Here is a 25,897-nt window from a genome sequence, read left to right as displayed (position 1 = left end):
AGAGTTGTGAGCCTGCGCTCGACTCCTTCGGCACCCTCAGATGTCCCGGTTCAGATCATAGCGGTCGCGAGTCCACCGGTCACGCGCCGGGACGGGAGCCACGCGGCGGACCCACCAGCGCAGCGAATGAATCCAAATTAACACATGCCGGTTAAAACCGAGCATGGCCATCGGCGTCATTGCATTCTTAATCCGGTTGCGCGCGCAGCGCGTCGAGCAGCCTCAATCCGCCGGCGAGACCCGCAGCGTCAGCACGTGAGGCCCGCGGAAATAGCGGTCAAACTCGCCGCCGACGTAGTTCCAATTGTCATTGGGATTGAACCACGCGTCCATCGTTGGCATGAACGGCGCGAGCAACAGATTCAAAACTCCCAGATCGGGCCGCATATCGAGGCGGACGAGATCGCCCGGGTATAGAGGCCAATGCTCCGGTCGATCCGGAAGCAACGTCGCGACGCTGAAGATCGCAGGTCCCGGCACGCATGCGAACGCATGGAATTTGACTTCACGGATTCCATGCCTAAGACTCGCGACCACCATCATCAGTTCGGACGCGCCGGCGAAAGAATCGGCTGGGACCTCGAGCTGCGACTTACGCACTGTTACCTTGTCGGCTGTATAGCTCGCGCACGAGGTAACGCCGGATTTGGCGTCAAGCGTGTCGACCATATGAAGCGTGCCGTCGGGGTTGAAAAACGAGTGCTCGTAAGTATCGAGTCTGGGTATGGAGTCCGGGTTTCCGACGTATAGCCGTTCGCTTTCATTATCGTGATCGCCGTCCAGGTATCTGGTCTCGCCCTTAACCTCCTCGGTTGAGTTGTGATGCAAGACCGTGAAACGCGTATATCCGATCGTCTGCTTCCCGTCAGGACTCAAGACCTTCAACTCGAGCGCGCCGAAATCGAAGGCGCCGCTGGAATTCGGCCCGGATGCGACCGCGTTCCCCCAAACCGCCGCGTTGGCGGCCAGCGCGACCACGACCAGCAGCGTCGTTTTCAAACTCCGGCTCAAGGGCAATGGCAGAATTGCTGGTCAGGCACTCCGGTGGACTTCCGGTGCGAATTGGGCCGCAGTCGGAGTGTGCCCGAATCCCGAGTTTGCGGCTCGATGGTGAGAAATCAGGGCCGCCAGAATTTCGGGGACTTCAAACACCGCACGGTTGTCGAGGGCTTTTACGCCGGCGCGCAGGCGGAGGAACTGCTCGCGATCCAGCATCGTCGAAACCGCAAGGGCAATCTGGCGCAAGGAAGGCAACACTATTCCGAGCTGATTTTGCGCGATCCAATCGGTGTTGAAGCGCTCCTGCACCATCGTCCAGGCGTTGCGCTCGACTATCACCGGGAGACCCATAACTAGCGCTTCGCTGATGCAACCCGGACCGGGCTTGCCGATGAAAAAATCAGCCAGCTGCATGAAGTACGGGATTTTTGATGTGAAGCCTACACAATGAAAGGGATAGGACAGCTTCATGCTTTCGATATGCTCGCGCAGCTTGTCATTGTGACCGCATACAAAGATAAGCTGGGTGTTGAGCCGGGCGGTTTCGATTCTTCTCGCGATAGCTGTCATCTGGCTCGAGCCGTAGCTGCCAAACATCACGATACCCGTCGGCAATTCGGGGTCGAGCCCCAGTCGGATTCGCTCGGCTTCGCGGCTTAGCTCCATCTGGCTATAGAACTCGGGACGCACGATCATTCCCGAGGTGCGAAACACGCGCGCGCGGTCATGTCCCATAGCTATCGCTTGCCTGGCCGCGGTAGCAGTGCCGCAAACCAGGTACTGCTTTTGCCGCTCGATCCAGAAGTGCGGCGGACAGTCGGCCAGGTCGGTAAGAATCGTGACCATGGGAGTTTCCGACCGTGACCGCATCGCGTCGGCTTGCCGCAGGCCTTCCAAAATCGCGTGATTGAAATTGGGGATCATCGAGACCACAAGCTCGGGCTGCGAGCGCTGCCAATGGCGCGCCAGCAGCTTGATCATCGTCGGCTCGATTTGCCGAATCACCATCTGCATTATCCGCAGCATCGGGCCGGTGCCGATGGTAAGGCCGTATTTGAGCTGCGAGTTGTAGAAGTCTTCCACGCGAACGCCGGTGAGGCGCCGGATCACGTCGGCCGGTTCGAGCAGGTCGCGCAGGTTGATTGGATTGATTTGCCAGGAACGATGCTGTTGTTCAGCCGCCGATATCAGTGCTCTTGCCGAAGCGCGGTGTCCGCCACCCGCGTCGAAGTAGATCAGATCGATTTGTGCATCCGGGTAATTAGTCGATTCAGTACGATAAGTTGTCACGACGCCACCCCATCCGACATCGGTTCGGAAACCGAAATGTTCTGGTGTAGGCCACTCCAACGGATGACCTGCAGCGTCCCGTCCTGCTCTTCCACGACCGCCGTCCGGTTTTGCACCCAATCACCGTCGTTCACATACAAGATGGTTCCGATCAACCGATGATCCGAGCGATGAATATGTCCACAGATCACGCCGTCGGCTTTGTGGTCGCGCGCGGCTGCAAGGACAGCTCGATCCCGGAAGTCAGTGAGAAACTCAACGGCCTTGCGGGCGGGGTAACGGAAATAGTCGGAAAACGAGCGGCCTTCATCCCCTTCCTGTCCGGACTGACGATGGTACCAGTCGTGGATCCGCTGGGCTCGCCCGTACGCGTAGGATCCGATGATCGGCAGCAGGCGATTTGGATTGAGCGAGCCGTCGAATTGATGCCCATGGGTCACGAGCATCCTGGCGCCGTCGGCGGTGGTGTGGATTAAAGAACTCGTGGAAGGGATCGGGCCGAAAAGTTCTTCAACGAGGCTGACCCTGAACTCGTCGTGATTTCCCGGGAGGAATACCACGTTGGCGCCGCGCCGGCGCCAGTGCACGATCTCATTCACCAGCTCCTGTTGAACCGGACTCCAGTGCCACGCAGGTCCCCAGTTCCATCCGTCTACTATATCGCCGACGAGGTAAAGGGTCTCAGCAACGTGATGGCGCAGAAAATCGAGTAACGAGCCGGCCTTGGATGCACGGGTTCCGAGATGGAAATCGGAGATCCAGATCGCCCGGTAATATCTGGGTTGAACCATAGCCTACTCCTCCTCCCCATTTTGCCTCGACTGACGGCAACACGAGCGTTCCTTCCGCCTGCAATCCGCCGATCAACCTTCACCGATCGATCCGACATTCCGTATCGGGACTCTACCTTCAGGTATGCAATCAGATCGGAACTTCGATAACTACACAATTAGTGAACTGCGGCTGAAGAGTGAGATAGGAAAGAATGATAAGTGCATTAGCAAGTTGCTACTCGCATATTAACGGACGGCTACATTGAGGATTAGCTATTTGATGCCGCGTGGCTTGCCCTCGGAAAAACCTGAGCATCGAGCGCGGAAATGTGGGGCGACGGACTTCGCCGGCATGGTCGTAGATGTCGAAGCGGCGCCGCCATTTACGCAAACCAGCTTTACTGCGATATAATTGCGCATAGCCTGGGATTAACGCGCGCCAACTGGCGCGGCGCTGACGATTACCAATACCGGGATTTGGGCATCCGTACAGACTTGGAGATGAGTGATTAATGCCGAACAAGCCGCAAATGCTGGAAGGCTACCGGGTTCTGGACTTCACGCAGTTCGTCGCGGGGCCGACCTGCACGCGAATCCTCGCCGAGATGGGCGCTGAAGTGATCAAGGTCGAACTCGCGCCGGCTGGAGATCGCGTCCGCGCCGACGGGCTCAAGTCGCGCGCGCCGGAATTCAAAAACTCGAGCCATGGCACCTACTATCTGCAGCACAACCACTCAAAGCTAAGTTTTGCGATCGATCTGAAGAAACCCGGAGCGCGCGAGATCGTGATGTCGATGATTCCGCAGATCGACGTGGTAGTCGAAAATTTCGCGCCGCGAGTGATCGACCGGCTCGGATTTGCATACAAGGACATCAAGGCGGTCAATCCGAAAATCATCATGTGCTCGATTTCGATGGCGGGGCAGACCGGACCGCTGTCGGTCAAGGCCGGTTACGATTTTATCGGCCAGGCCTATGCCGGGATTACTGACGGAATCGGGCAGACCGATGGGCCGCCGGCGCTGACGACGATGGCGATCGGCGACGTTTCAACCGGGGTCGCCGCGGCGATGGCGGTCGGCTTCGCGCTGTTGCATCGCGAGCGCACGGGAGAAGGCCAGTATCTCGACGCGTCGCTGCTGGATACCTACTTCCACATGCACGAGAAGAGCGTGCCTATCGTGTCGCTGCGCGGCGACAAGTTTCGTCCGACGCGAACCGGCTCATTGCATCCCGACGGCGGCGCCACCGGCATTTTTCATTTCCGGGGCGATCAATACATTCTGATTGTATCGACACCGCATCAATGGCCGCAGGTGGTGCGGGCGCTTAAGATGCCTGAATTGGCAACCGACCCGCGCTTCAAGGATGCGCGCGGACGACGCGACAACAAGGAGCAACTGAGAGACGTGATCGAGAAGTGGCTCACGCGCTTTTCGACCCGCGACGACGCGATCGCCGCGCTGGATGCTGAACGCGTGCCGTGCGCTCCGGTGCTGACGGTCAACGAAGCCGTAAAGCATCCGCATCTCAACGAGCGCAAGACGGTTCGCTGGGTCAAGGATCCAATTTTGGGCACGGTCGCGATTCCGGGTGTGCCGGTGAAGTTTTCGGCATGGCCAGACAGGACGGAAGTGCGTTCGTCGAGACTGGGCGAGGACAACGAGCGCATACTGCGCGAGCTGCTTAAGATGCCGGCGGAGCGGATTGCCAAGCTCTACGCCGATGGAATCCTGGTGCGAGATCCGACGCTCGAAAGGCAGAGGTGACCGCAGGGGTGACCCCTGCACGCAGTATTAAGGCCGCGCTCCGTTGTCGCGCGCAGCATGAAGGAAGAATCACCTGCGCGGTGGGCGGCAGGGGTGACCCCTGCACCCAATGTTAAGGCCGCGCCCGCCGTTGGCGGGCGCGGCCCGTGCATCTTAGCGTGCAGGCATGTCGGTCAGCAGCCCGCATTCGAGCGGCGGCGTAAGGATAGTTGCGGCGCGCTGGAAAGCCCCTTGCACTCAAAACCGGGCTCGCACTTCGTATTTGCAGAACGCCCGGTGCCGGTGCTAATCCGATTCAAGGTTGAAAATGGAAATTCCGGATGAATCAAGGTCAGAGACTTATCCGGGCGAACTGCGGGTAGCTGTTAGCGCGTCAAGCAGCGCCGCTGGACCGACGCGGCGTTGAGTAGAACGATACTCGTGAAAGGACCATACGCGCCGTGATTGAAACGCAAGGCCTCACGCATATCAACCTGTTGGTCGCCGATATCCACCGGGCAAAGGCCTTTTACGAGAAGGTGTTCGGCTTGCAGGAAATATTCTGGGACGGTCCCGGCCTGGTCTTTCTGAGGCCGCCCGGCACCCATGACACGATCACCCTTCAGCAAAGCCCGGACGCGGCTCGCGGCGCCGGCAATATCGACCATTTCGGCTTCCGCCTGGCTGACCGAGGCCAACTGGACCGCGCGATTGAGGAAGTGATCGCCGCCGGCGGCGCGCTGGTTGAGCGCGGAGAGCATCAGCCCGGAAGCCCCTACGCCTATGTCACCGACCCTGACGGGCACGTGATCGAACTGTAGCCATGTTTGTCATCGATACAATTCCCCATAAAATGATTCATCCAACCCCGCCACATTGGGTCAGCGAAGTAGGTTAATGCCCGCGAAGGATCGCGTCGGGACCGATGCGGCGTTGAGCAGGACGACATTGGTGAAAGGACCGTACTCGCCATGACAGCGATCGCGAGCGCATACACACCGTCGCCAGAGTGGAGCGCGTTTCGCGACTACCCCGGCAATCCGCTCATCGAACCGCACTGGCCCGAGTGGATCATCGCGGACCCCACGGTGCTTGCCCCGGAGTTGGCGCCGGACGGGCGCTGGCACCTCTTCGCGAACGGGCTTAGGGGGATCTACCACTTCACGAGCGCGGACGGCTTGGCCTGGACGCGCGGGAGTCACGTTCTGTTCGGGGGGATGCGGCCATGCGTACGGCGCATCGGCGACCGCTTTCTGCTCTTCTACGAGCACTACTTGAGCTTGCGCCGTTCGGTCGTGGAGCTGCGCACGTCGAGCGACCTCGTCTCCTGGAGCGCGCCCCGCATCGTTCTCGAGCCCTCGATGGCGTGGGAGGGCCGATTGCCGGCGGTGACCGGCAACCCGTGCCTCGTCGAGGGGCGATCGGGCTTCCTCCTCTACTACAGCGCCGCTTCAGTCTTCCTCAGGGATTGCCTGTTCATCGAACCGCGTTACATCGGCGTGGCCGAGGGGGACTCGCCGGAGGGCCCGTTCCGCAAGCGCGCGCAGCCGATCCTGTCGCCCTCGCGCGACGATCCGTATCGCAACCTCGGGGCGGGCGCGATCAAGGTTTTCCGCGACGGCGACGGCTTCGTCGGCCTGCAGAACGGGATCTACCGGGACGCGGCGGGCGCGACCGGCTCGGCGATCCTGATGCTGGCGTCGACGGACGGCTTCGCATGGACGCAGGTGGATCCTGGGCCGATCATCAGGCCGGAAGGGAGCGGGTGGAAGCGCGCGTTCGTCTATCAGCTCGACGTCGCGCGCAGCGGCCGAGAGCTACGCATCTACTACAACGCCCGGAGCGGCTGGTTCCTCGGCGCCGAGAGGATCGGCGTGGCGATCGCGTCGACGTAGTGCCGCTGCCCGGTCGCAGTCCGAAGCCGCGATCGGACCGCATCGCGCAGGTAGGAGCTATGCGCAACGAGTCCTGGTCCGGGATCCGACGCGCGCAAGCAACGGGGCGTAGCTCAGAAGAATCGTGGGCGTAGGCGGTGCTATAAACGGACTTCGAGGAGGCCGCGGACGGAATTGCCGAGAAAAATCCGATCGGCCGAGCTTAAGTCCGCCACCGTCAACACGCATTCACGCGTGGGAATCACTTGGCTATCGAGCATCCATCTCCGCAGCGTGCCGTCCAGCAGCCCGCATTCGAGCGGCGGCGTAAGGATAGCCGCGCCACGCTGGATGAACACGTTGGTGCGCGCGCCTTCGGTAACTTCGGCGCGTTCGTTGACGAAGATGACGTCGAAGCATCCCGTTCGAGCCGACCAGATCCTAAGCTCGGCGTCGTACAAGGCGCGCCGGGTCGTCTTATGGCGGATGATAGGGTCCGCACTGGAAACCGCGATGGTGGAAATCACCGCGCGTGGGATAGGTTCCTTGTGAGTAGGTAGTTCGATTGGGGCGGCGGATACCGATAGCGTGCCGTCCCGCGCCAGCATCAATCGAATTTTCCAGAACGGCTCGGCGGACAGGTTAGCAGCAGAGCCTTGCAGGATGCGGGCGACCTCGCCCAAGTCGCAGACAAAGCCCAAGCATTCCGCCGACGACGCCAGGCGCCGCAGATGGTATTGCAGGAGCACATAGCCGGACGACCGCGTCCAGAGGATGCTTTCAATCAGGCTGAATTCCGGTTCAGCAGCCACAAGTTGATTATATGCGGAACCCACCGTGGGTTCCGCACCTCCTTGGGCAGGGGCTGCGGCCCCTGCCCCCGCAGCGGGAAGACGCGAAAATCTGCGCAGCGCATCTTTTCGCGACTACGCGATGGCCGGGGTGAGCCTGAGACCCAGAGTTAAGGCCGCGCTCCGTTGTCGCGCGCCAGAGGTGAGCCCTGCACCCAGGGTTAAGAAGGAATGGAAGATCTCTTTCACTCGGAGGTCAGCGCGATTGCGCGCAGCGGCGCCTCGGCTTTCAGCATCGCCTCCTCGAGCTCGCGCGCGGGTTGCGAGCCGATCACGACGGCGCCGCCGACGCCGATCGAAATCGCGCCGTCGGCGACAACGATGGTGCGTATGACGATTGAAAAATCCGCCGCGCCGGAAATCGAAAGGAACCCCAGGGCGCCGGAATAAATTCCCCGCGCATTGTTCTCGAGGCGATCGATGATCTCCATGGTGCGAAGTTTCGGCGCGCCGGTCATGGAACCACCCGGGAACGCGGCCCTCAAGCAATCGATCGCGGTCACTCCCGGCCGCAGGCATCCGCGCACCGTGCTCACCAACTGATGAACGGTGGCGTAGCTCTCGAGTTCCATCAGGCGGGGCACCTCGACCGTGCCGATCTTGCAGACGCGGCCGAGATCGTTGCGGATCAAGTCCAAGATCATGAGGTTCTCGGCGCGCTCCTTTTCGCTGGATTGCAGGGCGTGGCGCAGGTGCTCGTCGTCGGCGGGGGTGCGCCCGCGCGGCGCGGTGCCCTTTATCGGCCGCGACTCGACATTACCGGCGCAATCGATTTTGATAAAGCGCTCGGGCGACGCGCTCAGGATCGACAGGCCCGGAAAAGTGAGCAAGGCCGCGTACGGCGCGGGGTTGATCGCGCGCAGAACGTTGTAAGTGGCCAGTGGCTCGACTCGCGCCTGCGGAAATATCTTATTGGTCAGGCAGATTTCGTAGGATTCGCCGCAGCGCAACTCGTGCAGGCATCGTTCGATCAGCTGGAGGTATTCCGGTGGCGAATGCTGATAGCGCGTCGGGATCGCGATCTCCGGGCGGGCGGGCGCGGGCGCGGCAGGACTGGCCGGGAGGCGGCGCAGATGCGCCTCGATCGCGTCGAACCATCGCTCGCTTTCATCGGCACTATCTCCGGCGGGCGCCAGGCAGACCAGATAGGTGACGGCGGCCAGGTGGTCGATTGCGATCAGCCGGTCGGCGAATAGGAAGTAAGCATCCGGCGTAGCCGACTTGTAGGCAAAGCCGGCGCCGCATTCACGCTTCAGTTCATAGCCAAGGTAACCTACAAAACCGCAGGTAAAATCAAAGGGCAAATCGGCAGGAGCAATGCGCACCTGCTCGATAAATTCCCGCAGGTACTCAAACACACTCTGCTCGATCGGGCGGGCGCCTGATGAATCGGCGATGGTAAGTGTACCACTGTGAGTATCGTATAGGACTCTGAAACTGTAAGGACCAGAACCATCGCCCATGAAGGAGAAGCGCGACAGGCCGGGAACTACCAGGCTGCTATCGAGCCAGAATGCGCTTGGCGAACGGCCATAGGATGCGCGGTACACGGCTTGCGCGTCGGGGCAGATGTCGAGACGTCGCGATCGCAGCTGAAACTTCGGATGGCGATCGGCAGTCGGCTCGGCGGCTGGTTGGAGGGAGGGCGTTGCCGGCGGAAGAGACGGCTGGGGACGGCGTTGGTGGGTCTGTATGAAGGAATGGGACAGGTCGCGAAAATTCGCCAATATCCGATGGCCATAGTCGCTGCAGATCGATTCGGGATGAAATTGAATGCCCCAGATCGGCCGATCCCCGTGGCGGAGGCCCATGACCACGCCGTCGGCGGTCCATGCGATTGCCGTCAAGGGGGCAGGGATAGGAGGCACGACGCATAGCGAATGATAGCGAACGGCGGAAAAGGGGGAAGGCACGCCCGCGAAAAGAGGATCGCCATGATGATAGACCTGGGCGACCCGGCCGTGCATCGGCACCGGCGCAAGCGCGACGGTGGCGCCGAAGGCATCGCCGATTCCCTGATGACCAATGCAGACGCCGAGGATCGGCACCGGGGCGAACAGGATCGCGTCGCGGGAGACGGCAAAGTCGCGGTGATTTTGAGGGTGTCCGGGCCCGGGCGAAATAACGATGTTGTCGAAGCGGTGATTTTTCAGATCATCCCAGGCAAGCTGATCATTTTTTATGACGATGGGTTCATTCCCGTTAACCTGCGCGATGAGCTGAAACAGGTTGAACGTGAAAGAGTCGTAATTGTCGATCAGAAGAGTTTGAATCATTTCGCGCCGCGCTGATCCAACCGTCATCGTCCCACCTTACAGGGACGCCTGCCAGCAATCCGCTCCCGCCGATAGTGAAAGCATCGATCGCGAAGCGGCGAGAGGCAAGGCATCGATCGGCGTTGTGGACGGCGGCTGGGGCTAATCAATGCGGACTGAACCGGTTTGCGGCTTGCCGAGGGAGGCCATTCGGTCTACAAGGATCAGAGAGGCGGGGGAATCGCAGGTTCTTGCTTTTTGGCTGACGTCGATCAGGAAACAATCTAGCACTTGTCCTTCAGGAGGAAGACATGAAACCAGGACTACGCATCGCGGTTGCTGTTGCCAGTATGCTCTTTTTGAGTTGTTGGTCATTGACGGCGCACGCCGAGGGCGGCAAGTACACCGTCAAGACAGGCTATCTGACTTGTCACGAAGCGTCGGGATGGGGATTTGTGTTCGGATCCTCGCGCGACCTCAAATGCTCATACGGTTCCAATGGCGGAAGAGTCGAATATTACAGTGGAAGCGTCTCGAAGTTCGGCGCAGATATCGGCTATCTCAAATCATCGGTGATTTTGTGGGCGGTCGCCGCGCCAACCAAGGATCTCAAGCCCGGGGCGCTGGAGGGGCACTACGGCGGTGTGACCGCGAGCGTCACGCTCGGTGCAGGTGCGGGCGCAAACGTCCTGGTCGGAGGCTTCGATCAATCGATCGCGCTTCAGCCGGTATCAATCGAAGGGCAGAACGGAGTGAACGTCGCGGCCGGGGTCGCGGAGCTCACGCTCAAGTACCGCGGCGAGAAACCACCGCGCTGAATAATTCCGCCAACGCATGCGACATCAATCGGGGCTCCGGCGAAATCCGGCGCCCCGATTATCGTCCGCTCGATACCGGGCCATGTCTGCAACTGCTATTGGGCCGTTCGCGTCGGCTGTGCTTAGCGTTTCTTAGCCGCGACTACGTGACCGCGTCCATCACGCGCTTCATTTCCTTTGAAGTTGGCAACCTTATCGGGACGCTTTGACGGCTCAGGTTTCTCACCAACCTTTGGGGCTGGGCCTTTATAGCCGCGCTGAGGATCGTAACTGTTATTTACGTAGCCCTGGAAGTGGTCAGGGCCGTGATACCACGGGCCAGCGCCAATGAACACACCACCCGTGAACCATTCCGGGCCGTAGTAGCCCCAAGGAGCACAAGTATAAGGCGAGTAGTCATAGTAACCGTAAGGGCATTCAGGGGGGACTCCAATGTTGATGGTGACCTGAGCCTCCATTTTGGGAGCAGTCACTGCGAAGCAGATTCCAACCACGGCAAATATTGCGAGATATTTGAATCTGTTCATAAGTTATCCTCAGTTATCGTAAGCGCCGTCGTCTACCTATCTGTACCTTATTCACTGTATGGAACCCATACGGTGTAAGCACGCGATCATCATACTGTATTCCGAGGCAGCAGGGCAAAGGCAACGATGGCTCCCGGCATCGACACTCGGCGCCAAGGCTACACGTCTTAGGGCCAGCCGGACCACGCATTTCGTTCTTTTGATTCGACCGCGGCTGGGGACGTGACGGGCGCGCGCCCATTGGACGCGCGCCCGTTTTCGATTGTTCCGAAGACCTAGAAAGAATGAAGCGGCTCTCCCGTGGAAGGATCCAGCAAGAGCGGGGGGGTCCACTGGGGATGCTCGAAGTCCAGCATCGAGTCGATCGAGTTGGTGATCGCGTCGAAGGAGCCCTGGATCCGTTGTCCGCCGAGCCAGTTATCCTCGATGAAGCGGATGGCAGAGACCTGGGCGGTCAGCGTGTGATCCACGAAGTTGGGCCGTGAGAACGGCGAGATCACCAGGAACGGCAGGCGCGGCCCGTAGCCGCAGCGGCCTTGCGCATGAGGGAGCGCGGGATTGACGCCCGGCAGGGCGGCGTCGCCGGTGCCGCAAGCACCCGGGCCGGTCAACGCGTCGGCGCTGCTCGCCGACTGGTTGAGGATCGGCGACATCACGTGATCGTACCATCCGTCCGAATCGTCCCACGAGATCACTACCGCGGTGGAACTCCATTGGGGCGACTGTTGGAGCGCGTTGAGCACCGTCACGAGAAAGGCCTGCTCGTCAAGCGGGTCGGAGTAGCCCGGATGACCCTCTTCGAAGCCGGGCGGCTTGATGAAGCTGACCGCAGGCAGGTTGTTCGCGGCAAGCGCGGCGAAGAAGTCGTCGGTGTCGTACTGATGATTGGACGTGGTGTCGGCGCTGGTACCGTAAAGTCTCGGCGGAACGTTGGGACGCGCGTGAGTCAGGTTCTGCGTGCTCGCGTAGTACTGGAACGCTGCATGATGCGGGATGTAGTCGACTTTCGTTTCGCCCGTAACCGCCGAGGTGGTGCTACGCTTGCATCCGGTGGTTCCGTTGGGATTGGTCAGAGACAGATTGAATCCACCGTGGAACCATCCCCAGCTGATGCCCGCGGCGTTGAGCAGATCACCGATGTTCTTCCCGGTCATAGCGACCGGGTTGCTCGACGTGGAGCACACATCGCCGGTCGGATCAGAGTCGCTGATCAGGGTGTACGAGCCGTCGGCGTTCGGCCCGACCAGCAGCTGGTCGGCGACCCCGCTGCCGGGGTTTTTGGCCACGGCGCCGTTGGTCTGTCCGGAAACGAGGTTGATCGCCCCGGGCGTCGATGGGCCGAACGTCGTATCGTAGGAATTGTCACTCATGGCAAAGTGTTGCGCGTAGTTCCACAGCGCGGTGACGGTGTTGCCGTCGTAATAGCCCATCGTGACGCCATCGGTCGTAACTGCCGCCGGCGGTGGACCGGCCACGCCGACATTGAGGGGGAACAGGTCCATCAGGCCCAGGTCGGCCGCAGCCTGTTCGGGGCCGTAGTCGTGGTTCTGGTCCGAGGTCGCGGCTTGGCTGCGATCGAGGCGAAACGGATTGAGCGCCGCGCCCGAGCCACCACCGGTGTTGGAGGTGGAGTTGTTGAGAGAGTTCAGGAAGTTCGGGTTGTTTGTCAGCAGCGCGCCGCTGAGCCCATTGACGTTCGGCGTCCAGGACTGCGCCTGGAACGGTGGCTCACCGGCTGGGTTGGCTGCGACCGGATAGGTGCCGAAGTAATGATCGAAGGAAATATTTTCCGGGAAGATCACTACCAGGTGCTTGATGGGCGTGGCGGTGGGCGGCCCTTCCGGCGGAGGGCCGAATGCAGCCCCCGAACCCTGCTGGATGAGCAGGCCCACGAGGCCCATTGCAACGGACCGCGCGATTTTTTTTCGCATTCTCTTGTTCCTCCTCGTTCGATTGATGCGGCCGATAGGAATTTCGGCAGCGTCGGGAGGATAGGGAATGTTGATTACCCGGTGATTAGAATGAAATTAATTCCCGCGAGTTTCACGTGAAGCCGCGATTAAGGTTTTGAGATCGGGAAATCGCGCAGTCATTAAGACTTGGCGATCCGAACCTTTCATCCGGCGCCGCTTCGTACCAGGCTTTTGCGCGGCTGCACACGCGAAGCGCCGCCGAGTCACCGGGCCGGCGTTTCCGTGTTTCGGGCTCACGCATCGCAAAGCAAGAATATAGTTCGCGAGATTGGCTGAGCCGCGGCCAATCGTCCCGTTTGGTTATGTCAGTAACTATGATCGACGACCCAAAGATACATTCGCTGGCTAGTACTGATATGGTAACCCTCGAAGAGTAGGTGCGGAAAATCACTATCGCACGAACATCAAGAAAGGCTTCGATGAGGAATCAGGAGTAATCACTATGAAGAGGCAGCTAGGCAGTGCGGCGGCGTTGATTGGAATCGCATTCCTGCTCGGTACCGCGGTCGTCGGATGCGAAAAAGAAACTACGACGACAGTCCCCGTAGCCGGCGAACAAGGACCACCAGGAGCACCGGGCGCTCCCGGCGCCGCTGCTCCGGCGCAGGGCTCCGAGAAAACCTCGCAGTCATCGACCACGACTACGAGCGATCAGAATCCGGGTGGCTCTACCACGACCACCGACAAAAGCTCGAGTCAAAAGACAAACTAATCGCTTCGGAACAATCGGGGGCGGCTCGGTATCGGGCCGCCCTCATCTTGCCCGCCTGTTCGAGTAATTCACGCTATCACTCATGCGCCGTTTGCGTGCGATACGACCGGCGTTGTAATGAATCAATTACATTTGCCCGCACGGATTGCGCATAATTGCGCATATAAGGAGATTTGTAATGCCCGGATACACCATGACCATCGACGGCCAGTCGGTGAAGGGATCGAAGTCCACCGGCGTGATCAATCCCGCCACCGGAAAAGTCTTCGCCGAGGTTCCCGATTGCACCAAGGCCGAACTCGATCAGGCGATGTCCGCCGCGCAGCGTGCGTTTCCCGCCTGGAGCCGCGACATCAACGCGCGGCGCAAAGTCCTCCAGGAATGCGCGGCCGCATTGCAACAACCGCCCGAAGGGCTGGCGCGGACTCTAACCAAGGAGCAGGGCAAGCCGCTGGACAAGGCGGGGCAGGAAATCATGGGCACCTCGATGTGGTGCGCATACACGTCGATGCTCGATTTGCCCAGCGAGGTACTTCAGGACACGCCGCAGGGCAAAATTGAAATAAAGCGCAAACCGCTCGGCGTCATCGCCGCGATCACGCCGTGGAATTACCCGCTGATGCTCGGGATGTGGAAGATCGCGCCGGCCCTGCTCGCCGGCAACACCGTCGTGCTGAAGCCCTCGCCGTTCACGCCGATCACCACGCTGATGCTTGGCGAGATTCTGCGCGACATTGTTCCGCCCGGAGTCCTCAACGTGGTATCGGGCGGCGACGAGCTCGGTGCGTGGATGACCAGTCATCCGGCGCCGAGAAAGATTTCATTCACCGGCTCGGTTGAGACCGGCAAGAAGGTTGCGGCGGCAGCCGCGCCGGATCTGAAGCGGGTTACGCTCGAGCTCGGCGGCAACGACGCCGCGATCATTTTGTCGGATGTGGATCCGGCGGCGGTGGCGCCGAAGATTTTCTGGGGCGCGTTCGAGAACTCCGGGCAGATCTGCAGCGCGATCAAGCGGGTCTACGTTCCGGAAAAGATGTACGCCGCGTTGCTCGAGAAGCTTGGCGAGCTCGCGCGCGGCGTCAAGGTGGGAGACGGGCTCGAGGCCGGAACCCAGCTCGGTCCAATCAACAACAAGCCCCAATTCGAGCGAGTGACCGAGCTGGTCGAGGACGCCAAGAAGCACGGCGCGAAGATTGTCTCCGGCGGTGCGCGCGTGGGCAAGGAAGGTTATTTCTTCGCCCCCACGATCGTCGGAAATATTTCCGATGGCGTGCGGCTCGTCGATGAAGAACAGTTCGGCCCCGCGCTTCCGGTCATTCCCTACAAGGATGTCGATGATGCGGTCCGCCGTGCGAACGCGACCCACTTCGGACTGAGCGGTTCCGTGTGGTCCAACGATTCGGCACGCGGTGCGGAGGTGGCATCGCAACTGGAATGCGGTTCGGCCTGGGTCAATCAGCATGTCGCGATCGCACCGAATCTTCCGTTCGGCGGAGCCAAGTGGTCCGGGATCGGCGTGGAGAACGGCCCTTGGGGTCTGCTCGGCTTTACGGAAATCCAGGTGGTCAACTCGGTCAAGCTGTGAGGCGTGCGAATCGAAGACATCCTATAATGTGGTAATAACTGTCACCTCCGCGGTATCGTGAAGTTCGAGCGATACCCCGGGGGGCGGCGTTTTTTTGAAATGGGACACTACGACGAATACAAGCGGCGAGTCCTGCGCATCACCCAGCGGCTTTCCGCCGACGGTTACTTCGGATCGAAGTCCGGCAGCGCGGGCAACGTCTCGATGCTCGTCGAGGACGAGGACGCCATCGTCATCACGCCGACGCACCTTCAATACAACCTGATGACGATCGAGGACATCTGCGTCGTGGACTTCGACCTCGCGCGAATCGAGGGCGAGCGCAAACCGTCGATCGAAACTCCGATGCACGTAGCGACGTACAAAATACGCGCCGACGTCAGCGCCGTCATTCATACCCATCAGATGGCTGCGAGCGCGCTCAGCGTGCTGAATCAGCCGATCCCGCCACTGTTCGACGAAGTCACGCTGGCGATAGGCAAGAGCGTCGAGGTCGTGCCCTACGCCCTGTCAGGCTCGCGCGAACTGCACGACAATGTCGCGCGCAAGCTCGCCAATCGATGCCATTGCTACATAATTCAGAACCACGGCGCGCTTTGCATCGGTACCGATCTCGACGAGGCTTTCACTCTTGTGGAGTTGCTGGAGAAGTCCGCCACGATCTACATGCAAGCGCTGGCGACCGGTAAGCCGGTGACCGTTCTTCCTGAAAAGACCGTCGCGCAGCTTCACTCGGCGGTGATCGCGCGCCAGGATCGCGAAATCGCGCGCAAGCAAGCACACCATATCGCGCGGATGAAAGTCGCCCCCGAAGCGGAATCGAGTCACTAATGAGCGGCCCGGCGGTTACGCTCGGTGCACACGTCCTCGACATCCTCGGCCGCTACGTTACTCATATCCCCGATGGGCAAGGCAGCGTGTTACTCGACGAGATTCGGCTCGCACCGGCTGGGTCTGCGGCGGGCACAGCAGTTGGCCTGGCGAAATTGGGACTGGCGGTTGCAACGGTGGGCGCCGTCGGCGACGATGCCCTGGGAGACGTACTTATCCGCGCGTTGAACAGCTTCGGCGTCGACACCAGCCAGGTTATTCGCAAGCCCGGCGTCCAGACCTCAGCCAGCATCCTGCCGATCAGGCCGAACGGAGACCGGCCTGCGCTTCATGTGATCGGAGCCAACGCCGTCTACTCGATCGACGACGTACCCTGGCCGTTGATCGAGCGCGCGGCGCATCTGCATCTCGGCGGCAGCGATTCGATGCGCGGACTGGGGCGCGATGGAGCCGCACAGATACTCCGGCGCGCACGCGACAGCGGCGCCACCACGAGCATGGACATCCTGAGCGAAGGCTCGCCCAAGCTCCTCGCGATCCTGAAGCCCTGTCTGCCGTTCGTTGATTGGTTCATGCCCAACGCCGATCAAGCTTGCAAGCTCACGCAATCACAGGCACCCGAAGACGCAGCCCGGCAGCTGCTCGACCTCGGCGTGCGCGGAGTTGTGCTCACGATGGGCGGCGATGGCAGCCTGCTAACGACTGCGCGCGAGATGGTGCATCTGGCGGCGCACGATATCGCGGTAGTTGACACGTCGGGATGCGGCGACGCGTATTGCGCCGGCTTCATTCGCGCGATCGGGCTGGGTTGGCCGCCGTCGGAATGCATGAAGCTCGGCAATGCCGCGGCAGCGATGGTGGCGCAAGGCCTGGGCTCAGACGCCGGCATCCGCGATTTGGACGATACCGTCCGCTTCATGCGCGAAACTCCCTTGCGTTCCAGCTGACGGTCTTGCTGAAATTGAGAAGCAGACGACCGGCCTGACTTTATCCGGGGAACAAGACGGGGAAGCAAAGATGGATCGAGCGGACGACGCAGGGGTCAAGCGGCCTGCATCGCAAACTCAACTCTCGCGCCGCGCATTCGTGGTGGGAAGTCTCGCGGCCGGCTTCGCGCTGGCGGTGATGCCGGTGTCGGCCGATACGATTACGACCGATAGCAACGGATTGGTTGCCGGTGAGGTCAAGATTCCGGTCGAAGGCGGCGAGATTCCTGCGTATCGCGCGATGCCGGCGAGCGGAGGGCCTTTTCCGACGGTGCTGGTGGTTCACGAGATTTTTGGCGTGCACGAACATATCAAGGACATCTGTCGGCGCCTGGCCAAACTGGGTTACTTTGCGGTGGCGCCGTTGCTCTATGCGCGCGAAGGCGACGTCACGAGCATGAGTGACGTTAAGCAGATCATCGCCAACGTCGTCGCCAAAGTGCCCGACCAACAGGTTGCCTCCGATCTCGACGCGACCGTGGCATGGGCGAAAAGCACGGGTAAGGCTGATACCGCGAAACTCGGCATCACCGGGTTCTGTTGGGGCGGCCGGCAGGTCTGGCTCTATGCCGCCCACAACCGCTCTGTGAAAGCCGGGGTCGCGTGGTACGGGCCGCTGCAGCCTGCGGCGGCTGCCATCAGGCCGAAGAATCCGATCGATTTGGTGGATCAGATCAACGCGCCGATTCTCGGCCTCTACGGCGGCGCCGACATGGGAATCCCGGTTGCGCAGATCGAGCAGATGCGCGCCGCGCTGAAGGCGGCGGGCAAGCCGTCAGAAATCGTGATCTATCCCGATACCCCGCACGGCTTTAACGCCGACTATCGTCCCAGCTACAGGCCGGAAGCCGCGAAGGATGGATGGAAGCGGATGCAGGCCTGGTTCAAGGCACACGGCGTAGCCTGAAATGTATATTTACGACTGACTATTGGAGTGGCTAATCAGTTCGGATATGGATAGCCATTCGCGAGCGTCCTGACCAGCGACGCATCATAGCCATATATGTCGTCGAAGAAGCGGACTTCGCCATCCGGCTCGACTACTGCGGTACTATAGAGAATTAGTACCGGAATAGGCTTGTCGAGATTGACCTGTACAGTGGTATCGCCGTTCATCGTGGCGCGAATTTTGTCCACCGTCCATTCGGGCTTGTCGCGCAGCACCCACGCTGCCAGAGCGACCGGATCTTCGAGCCGGATGCATCCGTGACTGAAGTCGCGGCGGGAACGCGCGAACAGTTCCTGCTCCGGCGTACCGTGCATGTAAACGTTGTATTGATTGGGGAAGATGAACTTGACCAGGCCGAGCGCATTCTTGGGTCCGGGCAGCTGCCGAATACTCAGTGCGCCGGAACGAAGTCCGCTTATGACCTCGTCCGTCGGCGGAGACGACGGAACGACGTTGCCGCTTCCATCCACTACTTCGAATCCATGATCGGCCAGATAATCGGGATCGCGGCGCGTCTTTGGGACCAGCTCCGCGCGCTGGATCGACGGCGGAACAAGCCAATACGGGCGGAAGATTACATACCGCATTTCATTGGCGAACACGGGCGTCTGCGTACGCATCGCCCTGCCGACGACTACTTTCATCGTCAGGTAGTTGGCCGGTTGACGGCGCATCGTGCGTAGCCGAAATTCGGGAATGTTGACGATGATTGGCGGCTCGGGGAAGTCCGGCGGTATCCAGCGATATCGTTCCAGCGTGAGTTGGAGCTGTTGCACGCGGGTTTTGAGCGGCACGTTCAATTCGGTCACCGTGCCCTTACCCAACACACCGTCGGCATCGAGGCCATGGCGACCCTGGAAATGTTTCACGGCGCCGACCACGGCACGGTCGTAAACGCTCGAATTGGCGGGCACCTCGCTGCTCGATGGAAGGTCGCCGAGTTGACGCAATCGCGCGACCAGCTGAGGCATCGACGCGAACGGATTTCCGGGGCGCACGCCTTTTTGCGGTACAGGTATCAGCGGAGCGTCAGCCGCGCTCGCCATCTTCGAGTAGGTGAGGAGCGCATCTTCGGCTCGCCGATAACCATCATAAGGCGGTTCAACTTTCGCGACGACCGCGGCAATGTCCGACGCCGGGAGCACCTGCGTTCTCAGCAATTCGGCCAAGTCCAACCGGTTGGGTCCGACGACCAGGCCGAACTTGAAGTGTTGAGGGTTCACCCTTCCAACATGCAGGGCGGAAATGTAGCGCATCGCGGAGACAGTCAGCGCCAGATCGATATGCGCAAGGTCGGTATCGGATGCCTTGGGCACCGACGGTTGCAGCCGGGTCAGTCGCGCGTCCCATCGCGATGCGTCGTAGTCGTCGGGGTTGAGGCCCTTCGAAGCAGCATTCTGAAGGAGCAGGATCATCGAGAGGGCTTGAGGGCTGGCCTTGCCATTCTGGATCCAGGCAATCGAATTGCCGCCCGAGTCGTAGAATTTTTTTACGTCGTCGCGATAGTCAGTGAAATTGGGCCAGCGCAAATCCGCAAGTGTGCATCCGGCGATCAGAGCACCGAGATCACCCGGGCCTTGGGCTGCGGCAGCACTGGCAGGTGGGACAGCGTTGGGCGTCGGAGCGGGCGCGGGAGAGCCGGCGGCGAAGGCCAGGCTGGTCGTCGCGCCGCAGCACAGCGCTGCGATCAATGCCGCCAATGCGGATTTGTGGACCTTCATGTTTACCTGCCCCTCGCGATGACACTGTACATAGGTTGCGCGCCGATTCACCGCAAGAGCGGGGCGATGAACCTATCGACCGGTTGCGGGGCGCTTTCGCGCGGCGGGGTCATCATGCTTTAGATAGAAATTCAGGCGAAGGATCGAGCCGACTTGAAAAGAGACGGGAGAAATATGACTCCGAAGAGTCTTCTGATCGCCAATCGTGGTGAGATCGCCATTCGCATCATCCGTGCGGCCGCCGAGATGGGCATCCGCACCGTGACCGTTTTCCCGGACGACGATTCCACCTCGCTGCACACGCGCAAGGCCGACCTGGCCCGCCGTCTAAGCGGTGCGGGCGCGGCCGCGTACCTCGACGGCGAACAGATTATCGCGCTCGCCAAAGAGACGGGTTGCGATGCGATCCATCCGGGCTACGGCTTTCTCAGCGAGAACGCCGGCTTTGCGCGGCGATGCGCAATCGAGGGCATCACGTTCGTGGGACCGCGAGCCGAGATACTCGAACTCTTCGGCGACAAGCTGCAGGCGCGGCGGCTGGCCGAGCGATGCGGCGTGCCGATCCTGCGCGGCAGCTCGGGGGCGACGAGCCTCGATGAAGCGCGGCACTTTTTTTCGTCGTTGGGCAAGGGCGCGTCGATGATGATCAAAGCGGTGGCAGGCGGCGGCGGCCGCGGCATGCGCGCCGTCTCGCACCTCGAGGAAATCGAGAAAGCATACAAACGCTGTCAGTCCGAGGCGCGTGCGTCATTCGGCAACGGCGACGTGTACGTCGAGCAGTTGATGCCGCGCGCGCGTCATATAGAAGTGCAGATCATCGGGGATGGATCGGGCAACGTGAGCCATCTCTGGGAGCGCGAATGCAGCATCCAGCGCCGCAATCAGAAGATCGTGGAGATAGCGCCGAGCCCGGGACTGGCGCCGGCGCTTCGCGATCGGCTGACAGCGGCCGCGGTGCGGATGGCCAAGGAGGTGCGGTACGACAACCTCGGCACGTTCGAGTTTCTGGTCAACGACGACGGGTCCGCGAGCAACGGCGAGGCGGGCTTTGCGTTCATCGAGGCCAACCCGCGGCTCCAGGTCGAGCACACCGTCACAGAGGAGGTGACGGGAATCGATCTCGTCAAGCTGCAAATTCAACTGGCGGCAGGCCACTCGCTGGCGGAGCTCGGGATGCAACAAGCGGACATTCCCAAACCGCGCGGGATGGCGATGCAGGTGCGAATCAACATGGAATCGATGCGGGCCGATGGCAGCGCGAAACCGGCGGGTGGAACGATCACCGCGTTCGAGGCACCGTCGGGACCGCGCGTGCGGACCGATTCGTTCGCCTATGCGGGATACACGACGAGCCCGAACTTCGATTCGATCCTCGCCAAACTCATCGCGCACTCGCACTCGTCGGACTTCGCCGACGTGGTGGCGAAAACATATCGCGCGCTATGCGAATTCAGAATCGAGGGCGTGGCGACCAACATTGGATTCCTGCAGAGCATCCTGCAGCATCCCGAGTTCGTCGCGAATCGTGTGTACACGCGCTTCGTCGAGGACAATATCGCCGCGCTGGTCGGCGGTGCGCAATCCGGGCATCAGCGGCTGTTCTTCGAGCATTCAGCGCCGGCTCCCAGAGCCGGCACCGAGCATGCCGGGGCACGGCGCGCTGGAGCAAAGATCGACGCGAGCGATCCGCTGGCGGTGCTCCATCATGGCAAATCCGGCATTCAACCGCCGTCGCCATCGGCGGCTTCCACCACCGCCGCGGCAGCGCAATCGCACGACATCAGGGGGCCTGAGAACACGGTCGCGATCGAGGCGCCGATGCAGGGCACGATCGTTTCCGTCGATGTCAGCGAAGGCGACCGGGTACATCGCGGCCAGCAACTGTTCATCATGGAAGCGATGAAAATGGAGCACGTCATCGCGGCAGACAAGAGCGGGATCGTGCGGCGCATCACGGTGGCCAAGGGCGATGCAATCTTCGAAGGGCATCCACTGGCCTTTATCGAGGAGGCCGAGGTCGAAACGGCGCATTGCGACGCGGCCGAAGACGTGGACCTGGATCGCGTGCGTCCCGATCTCGCGGAAGTGATCGAGCGTCATGCGCTCGGACTCGACGCCGCGCGGCCCGACGCGGTCGCGCGCCGGCGCAAGACCGGGCAGCGCACCACTCGCGAAAATATCGACGACCTGTGCGACCCGGGCACCTTCGTCGAGTACGGTCCGCTGGTGATCGCGGCGCAGCGGCGGCGGCGCACGATCGAGGACCTGATCAAGAACACGCCGGCTGACGGAATGGTCGCCGGAATCGGACGCGTCAACGGCGACCTGTTCGACGAATCCAAGGCGCAATGCATCCTGATGTCGTACGATTACACCGTGCTGGCCGGCACGCAGGGCGCACAGAACCATCGCAAGAAAGACCGGATGTTCGAAATCGCGCAGAAGTCGCGCATCCCGGTGGTGTTCTTCACCGAGGGCGGCGGCGGGCGTCCGGGCGATACCGACGGGCTTGGCGTGGCAGGACTCGACTGCCTGGCGTTCAACTACTGGGGAAAGTTGAGCGGCCTGGTGCCGCTGGTAGGTATCAACTCCGGCCGGTGCTTCGCCGGCAATGCGGCATTGCTCGGATGCTGCGACGTAGTAATCGCCACGAGGGGATCCAACATCGGGATGGGCGGGCCTGCGATGATCGAAGGCGGCGGACTGGGTATTTTTCGACCGGAAGAAGTAGGACCGATGGACGTGCAAGTGGCTAATGGCGTGGTAGACATTCCAGTCGCCGACGAGGCCGAAGCAGTACTAGTGGCCAAGAAGTACCTATCCTACTTTCAGGGAGAGGTTCGCGACTGGGAATGCGCCGACCAGCGTTTGTTGCGCTCGATCATTCCCGAGAATCGGCTTCGCATCTACGATGTCCGATCGGTCATCGAGACCATGGCCGATACCGGATCGGTGCTCGAGATACGCCGGCAGTTCGGCCCCGGGATGGTGACGGCGTTGATCAGGATCGAAGGACGTCCGGTCGGACTGATCGCGAACAACCCGGTTTATCTGGCAGGCGCAATCGACAGCAACGGCGCCGACAAGGCCGCGCGGTTCATGCAGCTTTGCGACGCGTTCGACATTCCGCTGGTGTTCCTGTGCGACACTCCCGGGATCATGGTTGGTCCCGAGGTCGAGAAGACGGCGCTGGTGCGGCATGCGGCGCGGATGTTCGTGACCGGCGCAAACATCAGCGTGCCGTTTTTTACGATCGTGCTGCGCAAGGGCTACGGACTGGGCGCGCAGGCGATGGCGGGCGGCAGCTTCAACGCGCCATTTTTCACGGTCGCGTGGCCGACCGGAGAGTTCGGCGGCATGGGTCTGGAGGGAGCGGTGAAGCTCGGCTATCGCAACGAGCTCGCCGCGGTCGAGGAGCCCGGGAAGCGCAAAGAACTGTTCGACGAAATGGTGGAGCGGATGTATCGCCACGGGAAAGCGGTGAACACCGCGACGCACTTCGAGATCGACGACGTCATCGATCCGTTCGACTCGCGCAAATGGATCGCCGCGGGTCTGCGCGCGACGCCGCCAAACGCGCCGCGCACCGGCAAGAAGCGGCCCAACGTCGATACCTGGTGACAGGCGCCGCGCCGCATATGGGTACGATGCTTGCGCGATCGCGATCGATGTTAAATCATCGCGACATGAGCGTGACCGAAGCGGAATCAAAGACTGTTGCGCAGCGCCCGGCTGCGCTGCGCCGCCGCACGACCGAACGGGCGCGTGCGGGAGGATAAGCGCATCCCCGCGTTCGCCGCCGGTGAGGTCCCCAAGTCGCGCTCGCTCGCAGGCGCATTCGGCGCGTTCGTGGTCTATCAGGCGCTGTCAATTCTCTTCTATGGACGGGGGATGATTTTCCGATTGGCCGAGGTTCATGCGGGCAATCGGCGCGACCCGCAAATCTTCATCTGGTGTTTTCAATGGTGGCCGCAGGCGATCGCGCAGCGCCTCGACGCGTTCCATCCGCGAATCATCTGGGCGCCCGAGGGCGTTGATCTTGCGTGGGTCACCAGCGTGCCGCTGCCAAGCCTGATTGCCGCTCCATTGACGGCGCGCTATGGCGCGGTGGTCTCCTACAACCTCGCGACTCTGTTGATGCCGGCGCTGGCGGCGCTGACTGCGTTCCTGCTCATTCGGCGGATCGCAGGCTCGACGTGGCCCGCGATGCTGGGCGGGTACCTCTTCGGTTTCTCGCCCTACATGATCGGCCATCAAGCCGCAGGCCATTCGGTGTTGACCGCGGCATTTCTGGCGCCGGTGGTCGTTTATCTCGCGCTGCTAAGGTTGGATGAAAAAGTCGCGCGGCCATGGTTAGTGATCACACTGGCGACCGCGCTCACCTGCCAGTTCCTGATCAGCCTGGAAATTTTTGCGACGATCGTGATGTTCGGCGCAGCCGCACTAATCGTCGCATGGCTCACGATTCCCGCGATATCCGCGCGCATCCGCGACCTCGCGATACTTTCCGCGATGGCGCTCGCTGCGTCGATCGTCGTGCTGACGCCTTATTTGTACCGGGTCGTCGTCGCCAGCGGCCTTTCATCGCATCCGCTCTGGAACACGACTCCGTTCAGCACCGATTTGCTCGAGATGTTCATCCCAACGAGCACTCTGATGTTGGGTCACCTGCCGCCGCTCCACGCGATCTCGAGCCGCTACTCGCACAAGGTGATCGAGAACGGCGCATACATAGGCGTCCCGCTTGTCGTCATTGTGGTGTTGTTCCTCAAATCGCGATGGAAGCGGCCCGAGGCGCGCTTTGCGGCGATCATGCTCGCGATGCTTTATGTCGCATCGTATGGAGCGCGGCTTCACGTTGCGGGCTATGTGTTGTTCGCGATGCCGTGGAAGCTTCTGACGCGCGTGCCGCTCATCAACAGCGCGTTTCCGGATCGCTTTACGATGTATATCTTTCTGATCGTTGCCCCGATCGCGTCGCTCTGGATCGCGGAACTTCGCGCGAGCGCCGCCGCAAAAGCCGCGATCGTCGCCGCGGTAGTGTTGTTCATGCTTCCCGATCTGAACGCCGGGCGATTCGTGTATGAGCTCGACACGCCCGACTTCTTCAGGTCCGGCACCTACCGCAACTATCTCACCCAGGGCGAGACAATCCTCGCGCTGCCGTTCGGCGAGATGGGCAGCGCGATGTACTGGCAGGCAGCGGCGAAGATGAATTTCGGGATCGCTGAAGGACACTTCGGGCCGACGCCGACGTCATTTCTTGCGTGGCCGATCGTCGGCGCATTTCTCGACGGCGGCGAAATTCCCGATGCGCCCGCGCAGCTCAACGCCTTCATGGCGACGCACGGCGTGACCGCGGTCGTCTTTCGGCAGCAGGATCCGTCGGCGGCGCAGTGGCGCGCGATGCTCGAGTCGGGCGGAGCCAAACTTCAGGCGATCGATGACGTGGTGCTCGCGCGTCCCGACCCCGCTACGCTCGAGCGACTGCGCGGCGCGAGCGCCGTCGAGATGGAATGCCGGCTCGACGACGCTCGATTCGCGGCGCTGCTCGATGCGGCGGATCGATATCTCGCGGGCGGCCGGCCCCCCGCTGACCTCTCTCCCTTTCGGGCGCAACAACTGGGCCTGCTGCCGCCCGGATGGGTGCGCAATGACGACGGCGCGTATTCGTCGGAAGGTCTGTGGCTGTCGCCGGAGAACAAAGGGCGCGTGAGCGTCGGCGTGCGAGCCTCGTACGCATGCGCTCAGCGACTGGTCGCGAGTTATGGCGCGGGAGCCGCACAGACGTACTTTCCATATCCGCGCCCGCTCGAGTCTCACCCGAGAGGCGACCTCTTCCAGCGCAAACTCGTGATGGTCTTTACGCGCGAGGCGCTCGCGCATGCCGCCGCCGGCGCCCGCGTTGGCCTGAGATCGCCGTAAGCCACGCGCCGCGGGTGATTCCCACTTTTTCCAATCGCGTGTTTAGGTTCCTGACGGCACGCTCGCGATTTTTGCATTTC

The 25,897-nt window shown here is 61.3% G+C and carries 19 protein-coding genes; 11 read left to right on the top strand and 8 right to left on the bottom strand.

The window, feature by feature from the left end:
- Window positions 1-222: 222 nt before the first annotated feature.
- The 3 genes from ABSB13_RS03270 to ABSB13_RS03260 are packed head-to-tail and all read right to left on the bottom strand — an operon-like array spanning window position 223 to window position 3,080.
- Window positions 223-999 (bottom strand): hypothetical protein, encoded by a 777-nt coding sequence (locus tag ABSB13_RS03270; RefSeq protein WP_428105476.1) that lies wholly within the window; start codon window positions 997-999, stop codon window positions 223-225.
- A 33-nt stretch (window positions 1,000-1,032) separates the two neighbouring features.
- Window positions 1,033-2,289 (bottom strand): glycosyltransferase, encoded by a 1,257-nt coding sequence (locus tag ABSB13_RS03265; RefSeq protein WP_428105474.1) that lies wholly within the window; start codon window positions 2,287-2,289, stop codon window positions 1,033-1,035.
- A complete protein-coding gene (locus ABSB13_RS03260; RefSeq protein ID WP_428105472.1) occupies window positions 2,286-3,080 on the bottom strand; it encodes a UDP-2,3-diacylglucosamine diphosphatase in 795 nt (264 codons plus the stop codon). The genes ABSB13_RS03265 and ABSB13_RS03260 overlap by 4 nt, the downstream gene beginning before the upstream one ends.
- 494 nt (window positions 3,081-3,574) lie before the next feature.
- On the opposite strand from ABSB13_RS03260, the gene ABSB13_RS03255 reads away from it, so the two are divergent.
- The 3 genes from ABSB13_RS03255 (at window position 3,575) to ABSB13_RS03245 (ending at window position 6,705) form a co-directional block, all read left to right on the top strand.
- Window positions 3,575-4,831 carry a CaiB/BaiF CoA transferase family protein gene (locus tag ABSB13_RS03255; RefSeq protein ID WP_428105471.1) on the top strand — a complete coding sequence of 419 codons (1,257 nt, stop codon included), beginning with the start codon at window positions 3,575-3,577 and terminating at the stop codon, window positions 4,829-4,831.
- 440 nt (window positions 4,832-5,271) lie between these two features.
- A complete protein-coding gene (locus ABSB13_RS03250) occupies window positions 5,272-5,631 on the top strand; it encodes a VOC family protein (protein ID WP_428105469.1) in 360 nt (119 codons plus the stop codon).
- 150 nt (window positions 5,632-5,781) lie between these two features.
- Entirely contained in the window at window positions 5,782-6,705 is a 924-nt protein-coding gene (locus ABSB13_RS03245) for a glycoside hydrolase family protein (RefSeq protein WP_428105468.1), read from the top strand.
- Between the two features lie 140 nt (window positions 6,706-6,845).
- Here ABSB13_RS03245 and ABSB13_RS03240 read toward each other — a convergent pair whose 3' ends face one another.
- Together ABSB13_RS03240 and pabB are read right to left on the bottom strand one after the other, a co-directional pair.
- Window positions 6,846-7,496 (bottom strand): aminotransferase class IV, encoded by a 651-nt coding sequence (locus tag ABSB13_RS03240; protein WP_428105466.1) that lies wholly within the window; start codon window positions 7,494-7,496, stop codon window positions 6,846-6,848.
- A gap of 224 nt (window positions 7,497-7,720) precedes the next feature.
- Window positions 7,721-9,811 (bottom strand): aminodeoxychorismate synthase component I, encoded by a 2,091-nt coding sequence (gene pabB / locus ABSB13_RS03235; protein ID WP_428105496.1) that lies wholly within the window; start codon window positions 9,809-9,811, stop codon window positions 7,721-7,723.
- Between the two features lie 290 nt (window positions 9,812-10,101).
- On the opposite strand from pabB, the gene ABSB13_RS03230 reads away from it, so the two are divergent.
- Entirely contained in the window at window positions 10,102-10,608 is a 507-nt protein-coding gene (locus ABSB13_RS03230; protein WP_428105465.1) for a DUF992 domain-containing protein, read from the top strand.
- 122 nt (window positions 10,609-10,730) lie between these two features.
- Here ABSB13_RS03230 and ABSB13_RS03225 read toward each other — a convergent pair whose 3' ends face one another.
- Both ABSB13_RS03225 and ABSB13_RS03220 read right to left on the bottom strand, forming a co-directional pair.
- Entirely contained in the window at window positions 10,731-11,135 is a 405-nt protein-coding gene (locus tag ABSB13_RS03225) for a hypothetical protein (RefSeq protein WP_428105464.1), read from the bottom strand.
- Window positions 11,136-11,410: 275 nt separating this feature from the next.
- A complete protein-coding gene (locus ABSB13_RS03220) occupies window positions 11,411-13,066 on the bottom strand; it encodes a phospholipase C (protein WP_428105462.1) in 1,656 nt (551 codons plus the stop codon).
- A 484-nt stretch (window positions 13,067-13,550) separates the two neighbouring features.
- Between ABSB13_RS03220 and ABSB13_RS03215 the strand changes: the two genes are divergently transcribed.
- The 5 genes from ABSB13_RS03215 to ABSB13_RS03195 all read left to right on the top strand — a co-directional run bounded on the left by ABSB13_RS03215 (window position 13,551) and on the right by ABSB13_RS03195 (window position 18,129).
- Complete coding sequence (locus ABSB13_RS03215) at window positions 13,551-13,820, top strand: hypothetical protein (protein WP_428105461.1); 270 nt, start codon at window positions 13,551-13,553, stop codon at window positions 13,818-13,820.
- A gap of 178 nt (window positions 13,821-13,998) precedes the next feature.
- Window positions 13,999-15,405, top strand: a complete 1,407-nt coding sequence (locus ABSB13_RS03210; protein ID WP_428105459.1) for an aldehyde dehydrogenase family protein — start codon at window positions 13,999-14,001, stop codon at window positions 15,403-15,405.
- A 99-nt stretch (window positions 15,406-15,504) separates the two neighbouring features.
- Window positions 15,505-16,236 carry a class II aldolase/adducin family protein gene (locus ABSB13_RS03205; RefSeq protein WP_428105458.1) on the top strand — a complete coding sequence of 244 codons (732 nt, stop codon included), beginning with the start codon at window positions 15,505-15,507 and terminating at the stop codon, window positions 16,234-16,236.
- The gene (locus ABSB13_RS03200) at window positions 16,236-17,183 is read left to right on the top strand and encodes a carbohydrate kinase family protein (RefSeq protein ID WP_428105457.1); all 948 of its coding nucleotides are present in this window, start codon (window positions 16,236-16,238) and stop codon (window positions 17,181-17,183) included. The genes ABSB13_RS03205 and ABSB13_RS03200 overlap by 1 nt, the downstream gene beginning before the upstream one ends.
- Before the next feature lie 70 nt (window positions 17,184-17,253).
- Complete coding sequence (locus ABSB13_RS03195) at window positions 17,254-18,129, top strand: dienelactone hydrolase family protein (RefSeq protein WP_428105455.1); 876 nt, start codon at window positions 17,254-17,256, stop codon at window positions 18,127-18,129.
- A 35-nt stretch (window positions 18,130-18,164) separates the two neighbouring features.
- On the opposite strand, the gene ABSB13_RS03190 is transcribed toward ABSB13_RS03195, so the two are convergent.
- Window positions 18,165-19,892 (bottom strand): L,D-transpeptidase family protein, encoded by a 1,728-nt coding sequence (locus ABSB13_RS03190; RefSeq protein ID WP_428105454.1) that lies wholly within the window; start codon window positions 19,890-19,892, stop codon window positions 18,165-18,167.
- Window positions 19,893-20,066: 174 nt separating this feature from the next.
- Here ABSB13_RS03190 and ABSB13_RS03185 point away from each other — a divergent pair, with 174 nt between their 5' ends.
- Together ABSB13_RS03185 and ABSB13_RS03180 are read left to right on the top strand one after the other, a co-directional pair.
- A complete protein-coding gene (locus ABSB13_RS03185; protein ID WP_428105453.1) occupies window positions 20,067-23,513 on the top strand; it encodes a carboxyl transferase domain-containing protein in 3,447 nt (1,148 codons plus the stop codon).
- 144 nt (window positions 23,514-23,657) lie between these two features.
- A complete protein-coding gene (locus ABSB13_RS03180) occupies window positions 23,658-25,817 on the top strand; it encodes a DUF6311 domain-containing protein (RefSeq protein ID WP_428105451.1) in 2,160 nt (719 codons plus the stop codon).
- Window positions 25,818-25,897: the final 80 nt, after the last annotated feature.

This window comes from Binatus sp. (SeqCode), from assembly GCF_050013435.1.
GTDB lineage: Bacteria > Desulfobacterota > Binatia > Binatales > Binataceae > Binatus.
The sequence above is the reverse complement of the archived record's forward strand: the minus strand, read 5'-3'. Positions and strand labels throughout refer to the sequence as shown.